The organism is Rhizobium sp. BK650 (genome assembly GCF_014195325.1).
Lineage (GTDB): Bacteria > Pseudomonadota > Alphaproteobacteria > Rhizobiales > Rhizobiaceae > Rhizobium.
This window is the reverse complement of the sequence record NZ_JACIBK010000001.1, coordinates 833,008-847,846: the sequence shown is the minus strand read 5'-3', so window position 1 is coordinate 847,846 and position 14,839 is coordinate 833,008. Positions and strand designations below refer to the sequence as shown.

The following is a 14,839-nucleotide window of genomic DNA, read 5'->3' as shown; positions in this document are numbered from 1 at the left end:
ACAAGCTAGAGCTTGTTCAGCTTCTACTAGAAAATATTGTCACGATGTGACCTCGGTCACTATCCGGAGCATCCAGTGCGTGTATTTTGCCCTCGCTGGATGCTGCACCTACCAGCAGGAGAAGGGTCGCTGGGCCCCACTTGGCGGCCCTTCTCATGTCTCATGTGCGCCATGATAGCGTGGCGCCCTCATCACCGAAACATCTCACTGCCGATCCTGTTGCCTTTTTGTACGACGACCGTCGTATTCGGCCGCCGGTCGGATTGCTCGTGATGGAACCACGACACGATGATGAAAAGTGCCGCAACTGCAAACAGCGGCGGGGCAAGGTAGACGATGAGAAGGGAATGCAGCGACTTCATTGTGATGGTCTTTTCAGGTTTCTAGAGTCGTCATGAGATCGATTGCGGCGATCGGCGGGGTGGGAATTATCGTGATCGGGTGTCAGTGCGGCTTGCCAGCAACCTCCCGCGAAACGACGGAAGTATCGGACGACCGGGAAGCATCCAAGGTCTGATAGATTCCCCGAGCGCTATAATAGGCACTGCCCCACATCAGCAGGCTGACCTGACACGCGATGAAAAACAAGTAGATCCTCATAGCTTCCCTTCCGGGTCTGCGCTTGAAGGCGTCTAAGTTAAATTTAACTTGCCGAACACCTTGGATTTAATCTCGTATTTTAACCTTTATCTCAAAATTCTCCGTTTTACTATTACGGATGTCACGATATAAAAGGTGAAATTATAACCCAAACGGGTGATATTCGAGCTATAAAAGGAATTATACTTCCGACATCATGAAGGCGTCATCTTTTCATCGCTGGCATATCTGCCACGGCTTCTACGAAGTCGGTCAGCGGATGTTGGGCAGCTCACGCGCGTGCCATCGGAAGCGGCGCGAGCGCCTTTCCACCGTGGCTGTGACTATCATCCAGGATCCGAAAATCGTCGTCGGCGTTCAGAACCAGAGATCGCGCACGCACCGCCCCTTGGAAGGAAGATCGTCGAATGTTTCCAGCCCGTCGAAATGATCGATCGGCAGGTCGGCAACGAGATCCGGCGGCGCGAGCCGCAAATTCACCGCCATGCGCCGATGCCCGTCCTTATTGAGCCTCAAGGCGCGCCAGCTCAGCACGCAGGCGCAGCTCGGGCAGAATAATATTTCCAGCGACGATGTCTCCCTGCCGGTCCGCGTATAGGAGCCGGTCTCGCCCTTCATGTTGATCCGCTCGCCCTCGTAATCATAGGCCCAGAGCGCTGCATAGCGCCGGCAGAGCGTACAATTGCAGGCCGTGACCGAGCCCGGATCGCCCTCCAGCGTCCAACCCGCCTTGCCGCAATGACATGAGCCGATCAGCATCAGCGCACCGTTTTATCCCGCTCGTTCCAATGAGCGCATCTTGCCCCATTGGCGTTCCGAAGCAAGCCGCCTCCGCGAACCGGCAGCTGCGCTTGACTCCTGCGCAAATGAGAACATAATAGGAACATTCGTGGCGCAGCGGCCGCCATCCCGACAATCCGGAGCTGAAACGCTCTGCAAGGAGAATGAGAACATGCGTCCGCAACTGGCCCCGAAGACATCAACCGCGACGATGGAAAACGAAGACCTGAGATGGGAAGTCGAGGCTGTGCTCGCATGGCATGACGAGGATGCCAAGGCCGCCATCGCCACGCTGCTCCAGGACTGCCGCCACCTGCGCGCCCAGCTGGCGCTTGCCGAGGGCGCCATGAGCCGCGGCATGGTACGCGGCTGGCGTCCCGCCTTCGAACGCTCCCTGCTTGAGCGGCCCCTCATCGAGCATCTTCCTGTCGAAAACAGATGAAACACCGGCGCAGCATCGACCTCGTCCCCAGCCATCAGGAGGTCGCAATCGACAGGGAGACGCTCGCCACCCTGCCCCAGTGGTACGTGCTGCACGCTCGCTGCCCGTCCTGTCAGCACGAAACGATGATCGACCGGCGCATGCTCGCCTACCGCCATGGAAAGGACATCTCGCTGGCAAGGATCGGCCCTCGCCTGAAATGCAGCGGCTGCGGCAACCGAACGGGAAACCAGCTACTGCTCGGCAGGCTGCCGCGCGATTGACCGCTATCCTCGCTGCCGGCCTGCCGAGGCAAGCAGTAGCCTTGCCGCAACCATCGCCCCGTCGGTGCGGATTTCAGGAGCAAAGGCTGCTGCGCGATGGCGCATCTCCGGCTGCAGCGCCGCTGAAAGTGCATTCGAGAAGGTCTGGCGCGTGGGCGTCGTCCCCTCGTGCGCTACGCCGATGCCGAGGGCTGCAACGCGTCCTGCCCAATAGGGCTGATCGGCTATCTGCGCCACGACGACCTGCGGCACGCCGGCGCGCGCTGCCGCCGCTGTCGTGCCGGCCCCGCCGTGATGGACGATGGCTGCAACCCGCCGGAAGAGCGCCTGATGATTGGCTTCGTCGACGACGAAACAATCGCTCGCACCATCGTCGGGCAGCAGCCCGGCCCAGCCTTGCGACAGCACCGCCCGCCGGCCCTGCTCGCGGATAACGGCAAGGATCGGGCTGACGGCACCCCGTAACGCCTGCATCGGCATGCTGCCGAAACCGACATAGACCGGCGGGTCGCCGGCATCGAGAAAGGCTTTCAGCGCCTGTGGTAGCGGCCGGTCGTCATCGAGTATCCACGCACCCGTCTGCACAGGATCGATCAGATCCGTCTTCAGCAAAGGCGCGAGCACCGGATCAGCAGCCAACAGGGGCCGTCTGGTCAGGACGACATCGCGCACATTCTCCACCGGCGCCATGCCCATCGAGCTGCGCAGACGATTGAAAGTTCCGCCGAACATCACGTTCTTGGTTTCGACATCATAATCCCAGAGCGCCCGGTTCTCCGTCACCCCTGGCGGATGCGGCCGGCCGGGAAAAGCATGCGGCTTGTGATGCTCGGACGGCAAGAAAATCGGGCAGAAGGCGGCGCCGAAATAGCCGATGCCCATCCTGTCCGCCACCAGCCGCGCCGCTGCCATCGAGGGAAAGAGGCCTGCCGCGACAACGAGATCGCAGCTCTCGGCAGCCGCCGAAAGGGCTTCGACCTGCCCTGCCATGATCCCCGCCGCCCGTTCCGAAATGCCCTCGGCGGAGCGCTCCCGCGTGTCCCCTGCAGCACTCTTCTTCATCACCTCGCTGACCCACTGCCGCACCGGGGCATTGGCCGGCGCCAGCGGCACCCCGAAACGGTCGAGCAGGTCTGCAAATTCCGCATCCGGCGGCGCGCACACGATCGCCTCGGCGCCCAATGTCCTCAAAGCCACCGCCAGCGCCGCCAGCGGCTGTACATCTCCCCGCGACCCGTATGTGGATAACAGTACACGCATGCTCTTCTCCCGATGCGGTTGATCAGGATAAGCGTTTTACGCCTCGAACGGGGTCTTGCCGCAAGTCCCCCCTGCGCCATATCTAAAGGCATAGCAGGGGTATGATCTTTCGCGCCCCGCAATTCCTTCCCTCATCGCGCCACAGGCTTCAGGTCAAAAACCGGCTGAGATAGGCATAGCTGCGCGCCGCAAATTCGAAGGGCAATCGCGGATTGTCGTGCTCGACCACGAAGAGCCGCGCTCCGCTCGCGACCGCCGCCTGCCAAAGCGAGGGCCAGAGGAGCACGCCGGAGCCGATATTTGCCCAGCCATCTTCTTCCGGGCCTATACCGTCGGGCGCCTGATCCTTGACATGCACCGAGGTGAGCACGCTGGCATAGTGCCTGATCCATTCGCCGGCATTAGGCTGGGCGCGCGCCAGCCACGCGATATCCGCCTGCCAGACGAGCGGACTGCCTCTGGCCGCCTCGAACATCAGCTCGAAACCGTAGCGCCCGCCGATGGTACGCTCGAAGCCTGCCGTCTTGTTGTGGTAGCCGAGCACGATGCCGTCGGCCTTCATCTGCTCCGCAAGCGCGCCGAGCTCATGGCCGATCCGCTGCCATGCGCCTTTCGTTTCCTTCGTCACCGACGGCGCGGGATGCGGAACGAAAAGCTGCCCGATGCCGCACTGCCGGCAGGCCTCGACGAAGCGCTGCCGCTCGCTGCGCAGCGCCTCCAGCCCGACATGAGCAGATGGCGCCGAGAGACTGTTTCTCAGAAGCCCGTCCCGCAGCAGGTCCGCATCGCGCAGATGCCCTTCAAGCGGTTCGACCGCGCGGTAACCGGCTCTCGCTGCCGTCTGCAGCTGCGTGCCGAGGTCTCCAAGGCCGCGCATCGAAAAAAGCTGCAGCGAAAGCATCGGCTTCGTTATCATTATCATCAGCCGCTCATGTCATGCCGTTGCCGCCCTCGCAGGCGGATCGAAATCCCCTTATATCTAGACGGTATGTTCTTTGGGAGAAAGTGGCCTGGCCCAGGGTAAGCTGAGTTCGGGGGCTCTGGATTGGCCTGATTTGCTTGGTGAGGCGATCGATGTCTCTCAACCCGGTGTCGGCAGCACGCCCTTCCGCAGCAGCTTTCGTTTCAGGTTCACGATGTGGCGACCGAAAGACCTGTCGATGCGCTTCACGTCGATCAGCGTCAGGTCCCCGCAGGCGGAAAATGTGTGCAGCCCGTCAAGATGACTGGCAGCAGCGAGATCACCCGTCAGCCGCACCGGCAGATGTTCAACGGTCACATGCGTCTCGCTGAGCAGATCAAAGCGCAGGAAGCGCAGGCCGCCGCCATAGCTGACGCTGCAATCCTGAACCGGCAGCACGACCTTGCCCAAGGCATCGACAAAGGGCGTGCCACCCGGCCGAGCACCGGAGCGGTCGACGAGCACGGGATTTTTCGGATGGGTTTTCCACGGGCCGGTCAGCTTGTCTGAATAGGCGATGTGCAGCTCGCGCTGGTCGCGTGCGCCTGGCCCGACGAGTGTGTAGAACATCCACCATCTGCTTTCGTACTCGATCAGGCAGGCCTCGGCCGCCGGGATGTCGCGCAAAAGCACGGTCTCGCGCACCCAGCCGTCGGGGAAGGCGCGCGCCCGGTAGAGCGCCACTTCACCCGCCTTGTGGCTTTCCGGCATCATCAGCACCTCGCCATCCTGCTCGATCAGGAACGGATAGGAGAGATGAAAGGGCTGGACCAGCACTGCCGCGTTGCCGCGCCAGGCGAGATCCGGCCCCAGTTCGTGGCGCTCAATGAAGCCATGCTTTGTATGGTAGTCATAGGCCTCGACGAAGACGTGCAGGGCATCGCCCCGCCTCACGGCGAAGGGATCGGCGAGAAAGCGCCACGGGCCGGGATCGGGCAGCCATGTGATGCGGCTTGCGCAATCCGCCAAAGTCTCGGCATCGAGCAGGGCTTCAGCCGGCGCAGGCACTATGCCGACCTGCCAGAAATCACTCTTGGGCTTTAGTCGCATAGATCAACCGCGGCTGGTCGGTATCGGAAGCGGCCTGCCCTCCGGCCCCAGCCAGAACCCGCGAATAGAAATCGAGAACATTACTAATACCCGTCGATCGAGAAAAAGGAGCCAAGTCGTAGCTTACGCGCGACAGACGGACAACCGACTCTTCTCGCAGCACGTCGATAAGTGCCGCAGACAGGCGTTCGACCGAGCCGGGCTCGACCAGCGTCACCGGATGGCGGCTGAGATATTCCAAAGGCCCCTCCGTCGCCGTGGCGATGATCGGTAGTCCCTCGCTCATGGCCTCGAGAATGGCAAGGCCCGCCGACTCCTCGCGCGACGGCGACACGAATAGATCCAGGTTGCGCAGGAACCCCGGCACATTGTTGCAATGACCGGGCAGATGGATGCGGCTGTCGCCCTTTGCAAGCTTTTCGAGCTCAGCGCGATGCGGCCCTTCGCCGGCGATGACGAGAGCGGCATTGCTGGGTGCCGCCTGCCGGAAGGCTGATACCAGCACGTCATATCCTTTGCTCAGATGCAGACGGCCGACACTGCCGATGAGCCGCGTTTCGCGCGGCAAGTTCAGCTGCGCGCGCAGGTCAAAGCTCTCGGCGGATTTGACATCGGGCAGCCAATTGGAAATCAGCGTCGACTGGCCATCATATTTACCGAGCCGTGTTGCCTGGGTGGCATTGACGCAGATTACCCCATCGAGGCTGGCATGCTGTTTGGCCTTGTACCCGACATGCAGGGTGGCGATCCTGGCAACGTTGTCAGGCGCAACGGCCAGCGCCTTGCAGCCATGGCTGAGGTGCCCGTGCGCAACCTCGATCCCTGTTCGCGCAGCCAGCCGCCGCAGCCTGAGACCGCGCAGAAACGGCATCGCAAAGCCATGGAAAATGACCTCCCGGGACAGCAGTTTCGCCATCGGCGAGCCGTATCGTCCGGCAACATGCACCTCATGCCCAAGAGCGGCCTGCCCGTTGGCGAGATCGACGCAGTACCGTTCCGATCCCGCAACTCTGGAGGAGAACAAGACATGAAGAATTTTTAGCTTATGAAACGCTGCCGGATTGGCAGCTTCATAGGCATGCGGATGCACATCACCTACGAAATCGTTTCGAGCGCTCACGATACACCTCAGACCAATGGCCGATCGAGTTGAGATGTTGGCCGAACACTGCTCGATAGCTTCTGGCTATGATCTACACCGCCGATATGTCATGAACAAGACTGGATAACTATACGGAATCGTAAGGTTTTACGTCACAGAACGACCATTATTGGGGTAACTGTCTGAAGTCGCTCATTGGAAATGAGCGACAGTATTGTGCAATACTGCAACACCGCTTAAGCGGCCCGCTGAAAGACCAAAAACTATTGCGCCGGACTTGCCGGCAACAGCAAAATGGCACCCACGATCGGGCCTGCTTGCCTATTTCTTCATGGCATAGTTGATTCTGCGGATTGTCTCGGCGATGCGAACCGCATAGGTCGGGAGCCGCTTCCACCAGCGAAATTTGGTGGCCCTATAGACGGATCGTGTGCCGATATTGGAGCTGCCCTCGTTTATATCGGTCACGTTCCCGCGGGTCGTATAGATCTGCGCGCGCGATGCCCAGCCTCGCTCCAGTTCGATATCCCAGGGAAATCGCATAATGGCGATCTGATCGAGGAGCTTCCGGGCGCCGGTCCGCGTCACCGCATAGCACGCGGCCGACCCCTGTGGGCCATGCGTCGCTCGGCCAATCTCGTCGCCCGCGTCGGAGGTGGCGACAGGCCTGAAGCCGACGATGCGGTGATTGACGAGCTTGATCACATCAGCGCCAGGCACCGCTGCAAGTGCCGCCTCAGCGCGGAGAGCGAGGTCGGCAGACAGAATAATATCGTCTTCGACGATGATGCAGGCGGCCTCGCCCGTTTCCAGAAAGGCCGCGAGCGCTTTCAGATGGCTTCGGTAGCAGCCATATTCGCCGGCCAGCACCGTTCGCCCGTTGTTGCGCTGAAAGGCACGTTCGTCCAATCCGTTGCGCTGCTCTGCGGAAACCTCCCGCCCATCGACACCGGCAATGCGCACAAGGTCGAACGGCAAGGCCCTGGCCTGATCGGAGAGCGCGTTCCACCGGTCCACGGACCGGTCGAGATTGATCACATAGATGCCGATGCTCATCGTCCAACCAGGGTTTCTGCTGCTCGGGGCCGCCATGGGCGCCCTCGTATCGGGGCTCCCGTCGAAAAATGCTCGCCTAGCATTTCTCCCGCCGGCTGTGCAACCTGCACCCCACGCAATTGCGCGCAGGCCAACCGCCCCTGCCGCGCCAATGCCGCCTCTTTTAAGGACTCCAATGCTCTCCTGCCGATCCGCCGGCACCTCACCATGAGAGGCGCGTAGACGATCGGCATCGCGGCGGCATTGGTTGCAACGTTATTGGACGCCATAAACTGGCTTATGGCTTTTTTGTTTTCTTGTTCACGGGATGGATGGAGCGAGAGAAAAGTTCGGTTCTTAGCTGTCGCGATAGTTTTATCTGCAATAGCGGCGCTGCTGAAACTCCCGAAGATTGTCGCGTAATATGAAACGCGTTCCTCGATAGGGGTGATAGCAGTACTACAGGCGGGCGGGAATGCCGTGCCGGCCACGCTGCTCTCACTGCAGCTTCTCAATTAATTTAATTCTGGTCGGATTTGCCTTGGCTCTGGCAGGCGGGCAGCGCACGCCGACGCATCAGTGGGTAGATAGCCGCCTCCTAACTCGTTTTACCGAGAAGTTGTCGAACACGACACCGACCAGAATTTGAAACGCGAGGAGTTGCCGCATACGCCGGGGCACCAAGGCTGCGCTTGTCGTTTGGGTTCCGGATGTGCAATCGTCGGGTCACCGATTAGACTTCAGGATCCACAGTTTGCCCACCTTCCCCTTCTCCTTGAACGACCCCATCCAGCATCTTGGCCCATTTCCGAAAACGTCCGACGTCGTGGTCATCGGCGGCGGCGTCGTCGGTGTCACGACGGCATTGTTTCTGGCCAAGCGCAGGATTTCCGTAACGCTCGTCGAGAAGGGACGCATCGCCGCCGAACAATCGTCCCGCAACTGGGGCTGGATCCGCAAGCAGGGCCGCGACGCCGACGAACTTCCCATCGTCATCGAGGCCTGCCGCCTCTGGAAAGAGCTGGCGGAAGAATGCGGCGAGGATATCGGTCTCACGCAGACCGGCGTCACCTATCTCGCCAACTCGGACAAGGAGATGGCGGGTTTCGAAACCTTCATGAAGCTCGCCGGCGCCTACGATCTCGACACCCGCCTGCTCGACAGCGGCCAGACGGCAGCCCTCTTCAAAGGCATTTCCCGCAAATTTGCCGGCGCCATGACGACGCCGTCCGACATGCGCGCCGAGCCCTGGCGCGCCGTCCCTGCCCTCGCCCGGCTCGCCGCCCGGCTGGGCGTCACCATCGTCGAAAACTGCGCCGCACGGACCCTCGATCTATCCGGCGGCAAGGTGAGCGGTGTCTGGACCGAAGCCGGCCGCATCGAAACCTCGACCGTTCTCGTCGCAGGCGGCGCCTGGTCTTCCCTTTTCCTCAGAAACCATGGCATCTCCATCCCGCAGCTGGCCGTGCGCGCCACCGTCGCCGCCACTGAGCCTATGGCCGAAATCCATAGCGGCGCGGTCGCCGGTGCAGAGGTTGCCTTCCGCCGCAGACAGGACGGGGGCTATACGCTGGCGCCGGGAAACCATCGCCTTTATCTCGGGCCGGACGTCTTCCGCCACGCCACGAGATATCTGCCAGCACTCATGGCTCACCCTTTCGGCACGCGCTATTCGCTTGCAGCCCCCAAGGGCTACCCCGACAGCTGGTCGACACCGCGCAACTGGACGGCGGATGCGGAAAGCCCGTTCGAGCGGATGCGCGTGCTCGACCCCGCCCCGGAGAAATCCAGCCTCGATGCGATCAGGTGCGATTTCAAACGCCTCTTCCAGCAATTCGAATCCGTCCGTCTAAAGACGGCCTGGGCCGGCATGATCGACGCCATGCCGGATGTCGTGCCGATAGTCGATCGCGCGCAGGCGATCCCCGGCCTCTTCATCGCAACCGGCATGAGCGGCCACGGCTTCGGCATCGGCCCGGGCATCGGCCGCATCGTCTCCGACCTCATCCAGGGCAACGCCCCAGGCCACGACCTCAACCGCTTCCGGCTGTCACGCTTCACCGACGGCAGTCCCATCCGGCCGGGGCCGGCGATCTGAGTTGACGCGAAACCACTTCCGCAAAAAGGAATAGGGTTACCATGCCTCGCCGCACAGAAGGAAGCCTTGTTGAGATTGCACTTGGCGGAGGACTGAAAGCCTATGCGCGAGTTCTTTCTGATCCGCTGTTTGCCTCCTACGACATAGCGGAAAAGCCAGCAGACCCCATAACGCTTGGCGATAAACAGCCAATTTTCAAGGTGTGGGTGATGAGACGAGCTGTGACATCAGGGAGATGGCCCGTTGTTGCAAAATGGCCGTTAGAAACAGAACTGATGAGACCTGCCTCCTTTTTCAAACAGGACCTCATCAGTGGCAGGCTGTCGATCTACTCCGAGGGTAACGAGCGTCCGGCAAATATCGAAGAGTGTATTGGTCTAGAACCTGCGGCCGTATGGAGCGCCGAACATATCGAGGATCGGCTTAGAGATCACATTGCCGGGGCTCCTAACCGTTGGTTTGAATCGCTGAAGATCAAGGCAGATCGGATCGACAAGGCTACGGGCGCCAAGTTCAGCTGATCATGAAGCATCAGGCGCCGTGGTTCGCGGACTCTTCATGCCCGCCTCGCGACAAAAACCGATGTCGTCATATTCCGGGTGACGACACCACCAAAATCGCTCCGTGCCAGCTCTTCAAGCGCATCAAGCAACGCCTCGCGCTTCTCCGCCTCCACTGCCACGACATTGGAATAGGTCGCATAGAGCCGCCGCACTGCGGGCGGATTGAGCGTCAGCGTCCACTCGAACATAAAGGGCGGCTCGCACTGGAATGAAGCCGCCTTGAAATCCCTGAGCCGCGCCTCTCTGTCGAGCCCGTAGGGCGTCTCCGTCGTTCCTCCGCCGGACGGGCTTGGGCGATGCCCGGCGAATAAATGCGCACTCGCCTCATGAAATGGATCGGGCCTGCTGTTGTCGCCAAAAACGTTCCAGATCAAGGCGACAGCGCCGCCATCGCGAAGCAGCGCATGGATACGCCGCAGCGCCGGAACCGCATCGAGCCAATGGAATGCCGTCGCGCTGACGACCAGATCGTAGGATCGCCCAGCCTCGTCCAGATCTTCGAAGGGCTGCTCGATCACTTCGAGTTCGGGGCGAAGCAACCGGGCGCGCAGGAATTCGGCTAGCCGCGTGTCCGGTTCGACGGCCAGAAGCCGTTGCGGGTCATGCGCCAGAAGATGTTCGGTGGCGAGACCCGTCCCCGCTCCGACTTCCAGGATCGAGATACCGGCTCGCAACCCGGCCCGCTGCCGTAAGAGCTCCCAAACCGCCGGCGGATAGGCCGGTCGGGCAGAGTGATAGTTTTCAGGACTGAGCCCGAAGGCCTCCCGGCCAAAGGAACGGACAAGGGTGTCACCGGACATGGCGATCTCCGCGCTGATGGCAAGACCTAGACGCAAATGCCCCGCTCGGCAAGCCTTCCATCGGAGCGCCGCCGGTGCCTGCACCGCCGAACGGCGGCGCGCTACGGAAACGCCACTCATCGAGCGATGAGATTGCTCGACATTGGTTAATCCAGGTCGGCGGCAGTCTTGCTCCCGACACCTCCTGCCCTAATTCTTGGATTTCTATGGAGGCAGTATGGACCAAGTTCTGAGCAAGAAAGCCGAAACCGGTATAGCCGGTTTGGACGACATATTATTGGGCGGTTTTTCACGCCGGCATGTATTCCTGGTGGAAGGTTCGCCCGGCACTGGAAAAACCACTATTGCCCTGCAATTTTTGCTTGAAGGCGCGGCTCTGAATGAGCGCTGCCTCTATATAAGTCTTTCCGAAACCGAGGAAGAGCTGCGCGATAGCGCCGCCTCGCACGGAATGAAACTCGGCGGCCGCATCGAAATCTTCGAGCTCGTGCCCCCTGAAAGCCTGCTCGATGCAGATCAGCAGCAGAGCCTTCTCTATTCATCCGATCTCGAATTGGGCGAGACCACAAAGCTGATCTTCGAAGCCTTCGAGCGCATAAACCCGCAGAGGGTGGTCATTGATAGCCTCTCCGAAATCAGGCTGCTCGCCCAAAGCTCGCTGCGCTATCGCCGGCAGATCCTTGCGCTGAAGCATTTCTTCGCTCGGTCGGATGCCACGGTCCTGCTCCTCGACGACATGACCTCGGACAATCTCGATAAAACTGTTCACAGCGTCGTTCATGGGGTGATCCATCTGGAACAGCTGGCACCGACTTACGGCTCGGAGCGTCGGCGGCTGCGGGTCGTCAAATATCGCGGCCAGTCCTTTCGCGGCGGCTACCACGATTTCGTCATCAAAACCGGCGGCGTGTCGGTCTTCCCGCGGTTACGAGCGATCGAGCACAAAAGAGGCTTTGAGAGATCGACACTTTCAAGCGGCATCAAGGAATTGGACGATCTTCTGGGCGGAGGGATCGAGCGTGGCTCCAGCACGCTGCTGATCGGCCCGGCCGGCACCGGCAAGAGCCTGTTTGCCCTTCAATTCGTCGATGCGGCGGTCAAACGCGGCGAAAAGGCTGCCATATTCGTTTTCGATGAAGAGCTTGGACTGCTGTTTACGCGGACAAAATCGCTGGGCATCGATCTGGAGAGGATGAGCGATGAAGGGTTGATCCACATTGAGCAACTGGATGCGGCGGAGCTGTCGCCAGGAGAGTTTGCCCAGCGCGTCAGGGATCGGGTTGCAAGCTACGACGCCAAGACCGTCGTGATCGACAGCATCAACGGCTATCAGGCATCGATGCCCGAGGAAAACGCTCTTATCCTGCACATGCACGAGCTTCTTCAATATCTGAATCGCCAGGGTGCAAATACCTATCTGACCGTTGCCCAGCACGGCCTTGTCGGAGACATGAAGGCGCCGGTCGATGTCACCTATCTCGCCGACACCGTAATCCTTCTGCGATATTTCGAGGCGCTCGGAAAAGTGCGACGAGCGATTTCCGTCGTCAAAAAACGAACAGGCAATCATGAGGAGACTATCCGGGAATTCCGCATCACAAATTCCGGGCTGACGCTCGGCGAGCCGCTTTCCGGCTTCCAGGGTGTGCTTCGCGGCGTGCCGACATTCGTCGGCGAAAAACAGCCGCTTCTGGACATGTCAGAAGAGGACCGAGACCATTCCTAACAGAAACGCCATCGGCCTGATCCATGCCCCGATCGGCCGCGATGCGCAGATTGCCGCGTCGCTTCTGCGGGAAGTGGGCATACAGTCAAAGACGGCGCCGGATCTCTGCTCTTTCGCCGAAAGCCTTAATGATGATGTCGCTTTTGCCATTGTCACCGAGGAGGCGCTGCGATCGGCCGATCTGCGCGCCATCTCCGCCTGGATCGGGGAGCAGCCGAGCTGGTCCGACCTGCCTTTCATCATTCTCACCAATAGAGGCGGCGGCCCGGAACGCAATCCCGCCGCCGCCAGGCTTTCCGAAATCCTGGGCAATGTCAGCTTCATCGAACGCCCGTTCCATGCGACCACTTTCGTCAGCGTGGCTCGCTCCGCCATGCGCGGGCGGCGGCGTCAGTACGAGGCTCGATTGCATATCCAAGCCCTCGATGAAGGCGAACGCCGGCTTCAAACAGCCCTGGAAGCCGGGCGGCTCGGCGCCTGGGAACTTGACCTTGCGACCGGAATGCTGACGACCTCGGCAACCTGCAGGATGATTTTCGGCCGGCGCCCTGGAGAGCCCTTTACCTATGAGGATCTGCAACGGTCCGTTCACTCTGACGACCGGAAGCGTGCGCAGGCGGCAATGGACGCGACTGTCGAAACCGGGACGGACTATTCCGTCGAATACCGCACAGTCTGGAGCGACGGCTCTGTTCATTGGGTCGAAATGCGGGCGTTGCTCCATAGAGACCGGTCGGGAAAAGGTATCAAGCTGGTGGGCGTCTCGGCAGATATCACCGCTCGGCTGCAAGCCGAAGAACACCAGCGCCAGCTCAACGAGATACTCGAGGAAAAGGTTGCCGAGCGCACGCGCGAACTGGAACGGGCCCATGCCGCGGTCATGGCGGAAATCAGCCAGCGCGAACGCGCCGAAGAGCAGCTTCGCCAGGCTCAGAAGATGGAAGCGATCGGCCAGCTCACCGGTGGCGTGGCGCATGACTTCAACAATCTCCTGATGGCCGTCCTCGGCAATCTCGAACTGCTGCGCAAATATGTCGGAAACGACCCCAAGGTCTCCCGCCTGATCGACGGCGCCCTGCAGGGGGCCAAACGCGGTGCCTCTCTCACTCAGAGGCTGCTCGCCTTTGCGCGGCGACAGGATCTGCACATCGGGCCGGTCGACCTGCGCGCCCTCGTGCTCGGCTTGACGGACCTCCTGAAGCGTTCCGTGGGCTCGACCATCATGATCGAAACCACGGTTCCCGATCATCTTCCTCTAGTGTCGGCCGACGCCAATCAGGTCGAGCTCGCGCTGCTCAATCTTGCCGTCAACGCCCGCGATGCAATGCCTGATGGCGGCACGATCCGCATCGAGCTGAGGCAGGAGGAGCAGGCTGCGCCGACCGATGAACTCGCCGCCGGCAGTTACGTCGTCCTGACCGTCGCCGACCACGGGTTTGGCATGGACAAGGAAACGCTGCAAAGGGCTATAGAGCCCTTCTTCTCGACAAAGGAATTGGGCAAGGGAACGGGGCTCGGCCTCTCCATGATCCATGGCCTTGCCCTGCAATTGAAGGGTGACCTCAAACTGCAAAGCGCCCCGGGCAAGGGCACGACAGCCGAACTCTGGATCCCCGTCTCCACATCGGCCGAGGCCCACACGGAGTCCGATCACGCGCTGCCGGCAGAGGCTGACGCGGTCCATGGCCCGAAGCGCATCCTGCTTGTCGACGACGACGTTCTGATCGCCATGAGCTCGGCCGACATGCTCGCCGATCTCGGCCATGAAGTGGTCGAGGCTCATTCGGCAAAAGAAGCGCTCGAGTGCCTCGGCAACGGTGGGAACTTCGACCTGATGATTACGGATTACTCCATGCCCGGCATGACCGGTGGAGACCTCGCCAAAGCCGCCCGCACGATCGCGCCTGGCCTGCCTATTCTCATTGCATCAGGATATGCCGAACTCCCGCCCGGGCTGGACCTCGACGTGGCCAAGCTCGGAAAGCCCTACACCCAGGATCAGCTGGCTCTGGAAATCGGCAAACTGATGGTCGCGCCCAGATCGCGCGCGGCGCAGCTGCCGACACACGGACACCCGTCGCCTTAGCGTGTCGGTTATTTTCCACGAGACCCTCCATCTCTTTCGCGCTATGAAGATCATCGATAATCCCGCCCCTTCC

Annotated in this window: 14 protein-coding genes; 6 read left to right on the top strand and 8 right to left on the bottom strand. The window is 60.9% G+C overall.

The window, feature by feature from the left end; all coding sequences use genetic code 11:
- Nucleotides 1-191 precede the first annotated feature (191 nt).
- Together FHX15_RS04120 and FHX15_RS04115 are read right to left on the bottom strand one after the other, a co-directional pair.
- Nucleotides 192-362 (bottom strand): hypothetical protein, encoded by a 171-nt coding sequence (locus FHX15_RS04120; RefSeq protein ID WP_184393886.1) that lies wholly within the window; start codon nt 360-362, stop codon nt 192-194.
- A 595-nt stretch (nt 363-957) separates the two neighbouring features.
- The gene (locus tag FHX15_RS04115) at nt 958-1,359 is read right to left on the bottom strand and encodes a GFA family protein (RefSeq protein WP_184393884.1); all 402 of its coding nucleotides are present in this window, start codon (nt 1,357-1,359) and stop codon (nt 958-960) included.
- A gap of 193 nt (nt 1,360-1,552) precedes the next feature.
- Here FHX15_RS04115 and FHX15_RS04110 point away from each other — a divergent pair, with 193 nt between their 5' ends.
- Both FHX15_RS04110 and FHX15_RS04105 read left to right on the top strand, forming a co-directional pair.
- Nucleotides 1,553-1,822, top strand: coding sequence for a hypothetical protein (locus FHX15_RS04110; RefSeq protein WP_184393882.1), 270 nt, complete (start codon nt 1,553-1,555; stop codon nt 1,820-1,822).
- Entirely contained in the window at nt 1,819-2,085 is a 267-nt protein-coding gene (locus tag FHX15_RS04105) for a hypothetical protein (protein ID WP_184393881.1), read from the top strand. The genes FHX15_RS04110 and FHX15_RS04105 overlap by 4 nt, the downstream gene beginning before the upstream one ends.
- Nucleotides 2,086-2,088: 3 nt before the next feature.
- Here FHX15_RS04105 and FHX15_RS04100 read toward each other — a convergent pair whose 3' ends face one another.
- The 5 genes from FHX15_RS04100 to FHX15_RS04080 form a co-directional block, all read right to left on the bottom strand.
- Nucleotides 2,089-3,345: a glycosyltransferase gene (locus FHX15_RS04100; protein WP_184393879.1), complete on the bottom strand. Its 1,257-nt coding sequence runs from the start codon at nt 3,343-3,345 to the stop codon at nt 2,089-2,091.
- A gap of 148 nt (nt 3,346-3,493) precedes the next feature.
- Nucleotides 3,494-4,267, bottom strand: a complete 774-nt coding sequence (locus FHX15_RS04095) for a sugar phosphate isomerase/epimerase (protein ID WP_246778862.1) — start codon at nt 4,265-4,267, stop codon at nt 3,494-3,496.
- Nucleotides 4,268-4,426: 159 nt separating this feature from the next.
- Nucleotides 4,427-5,356, bottom strand: a complete 930-nt coding sequence (locus FHX15_RS04090; RefSeq protein WP_184393877.1) for a glycosyl hydrolase family 43 — start codon at nt 5,354-5,356, stop codon at nt 4,427-4,429.
- Nucleotides 5,334-6,476 carry a glycosyltransferase family 4 protein gene (locus tag FHX15_RS04085; RefSeq protein ID WP_184393875.1) on the bottom strand — a complete coding sequence of 381 codons (1,143 nt, stop codon included), beginning with the start codon at nt 6,474-6,476 and terminating at the stop codon, nt 5,334-5,336. The genes FHX15_RS04090 and FHX15_RS04085 overlap by 23 nt, the downstream gene beginning before the upstream one ends.
- Nucleotides 6,477-6,779: 303 nt before the next feature.
- Nucleotides 6,780-7,550 carry a glycosyltransferase family 25 protein gene (locus FHX15_RS04080; RefSeq protein WP_246778861.1) on the bottom strand — a complete coding sequence of 257 codons (771 nt, stop codon included), beginning with the start codon at nt 7,548-7,550 and terminating at the stop codon, nt 6,780-6,782.
- A gap of 697 nt (nt 7,551-8,247) precedes the next feature.
- Here FHX15_RS04080 and FHX15_RS04075 point away from each other — a divergent pair.
- Nucleotides 8,248-9,591, top strand: coding sequence for an FAD-binding oxidoreductase (locus tag FHX15_RS04075; protein ID WP_184393873.1), 1,344 nt, complete (start codon nt 8,248-8,250; stop codon nt 9,589-9,591).
- A 41-nt stretch (nt 9,592-9,632) separates the two neighbouring features.
- Complete coding sequence (locus FHX15_RS04070; RefSeq protein ID WP_184393871.1) at nt 9,633-10,112, top strand: Imm26 family immunity protein; 480 nt, start codon at nt 9,633-9,635, stop codon at nt 10,110-10,112.
- A 35-nt stretch (nt 10,113-10,147) separates the two neighbouring features.
- Here the strand turns inward: FHX15_RS04070 and FHX15_RS04065 are convergent, their stop codons facing one another.
- The gene (locus FHX15_RS04065) at nt 10,148-10,954 is read right to left on the bottom strand and encodes a trans-aconitate 2-methyltransferase (RefSeq protein ID WP_184393869.1); all 807 of its coding nucleotides are present in this window, start codon (nt 10,952-10,954) and stop codon (nt 10,148-10,150) included.
- A gap of 217 nt (nt 10,955-11,171) precedes the next feature.
- Here FHX15_RS04065 and FHX15_RS04060 point away from each other — a divergent pair, with 217 nt between their 5' ends.
- Both FHX15_RS04060 and FHX15_RS04055 read left to right on the top strand, forming a co-directional pair.
- Complete coding sequence (locus tag FHX15_RS04060) at nt 11,172-12,680, top strand: ATPase domain-containing protein (protein ID WP_184393867.1); 1,509 nt, start codon at nt 11,172-11,174, stop codon at nt 12,678-12,680.
- Nucleotides 12,673-14,766 carry a hybrid sensor histidine kinase/response regulator gene (locus FHX15_RS04055; protein ID WP_184394035.1) on the top strand — a complete coding sequence of 698 codons (2,094 nt, stop codon included), beginning with the start codon at nt 12,673-12,675 and terminating at the stop codon, nt 14,764-14,766. Before FHX15_RS04060 ends, FHX15_RS04055 begins: the two co-directional genes overlap by 8 nt.
- The last annotated feature ends 73 nt before the right edge of the window (nt 14,767-14,839 follow it).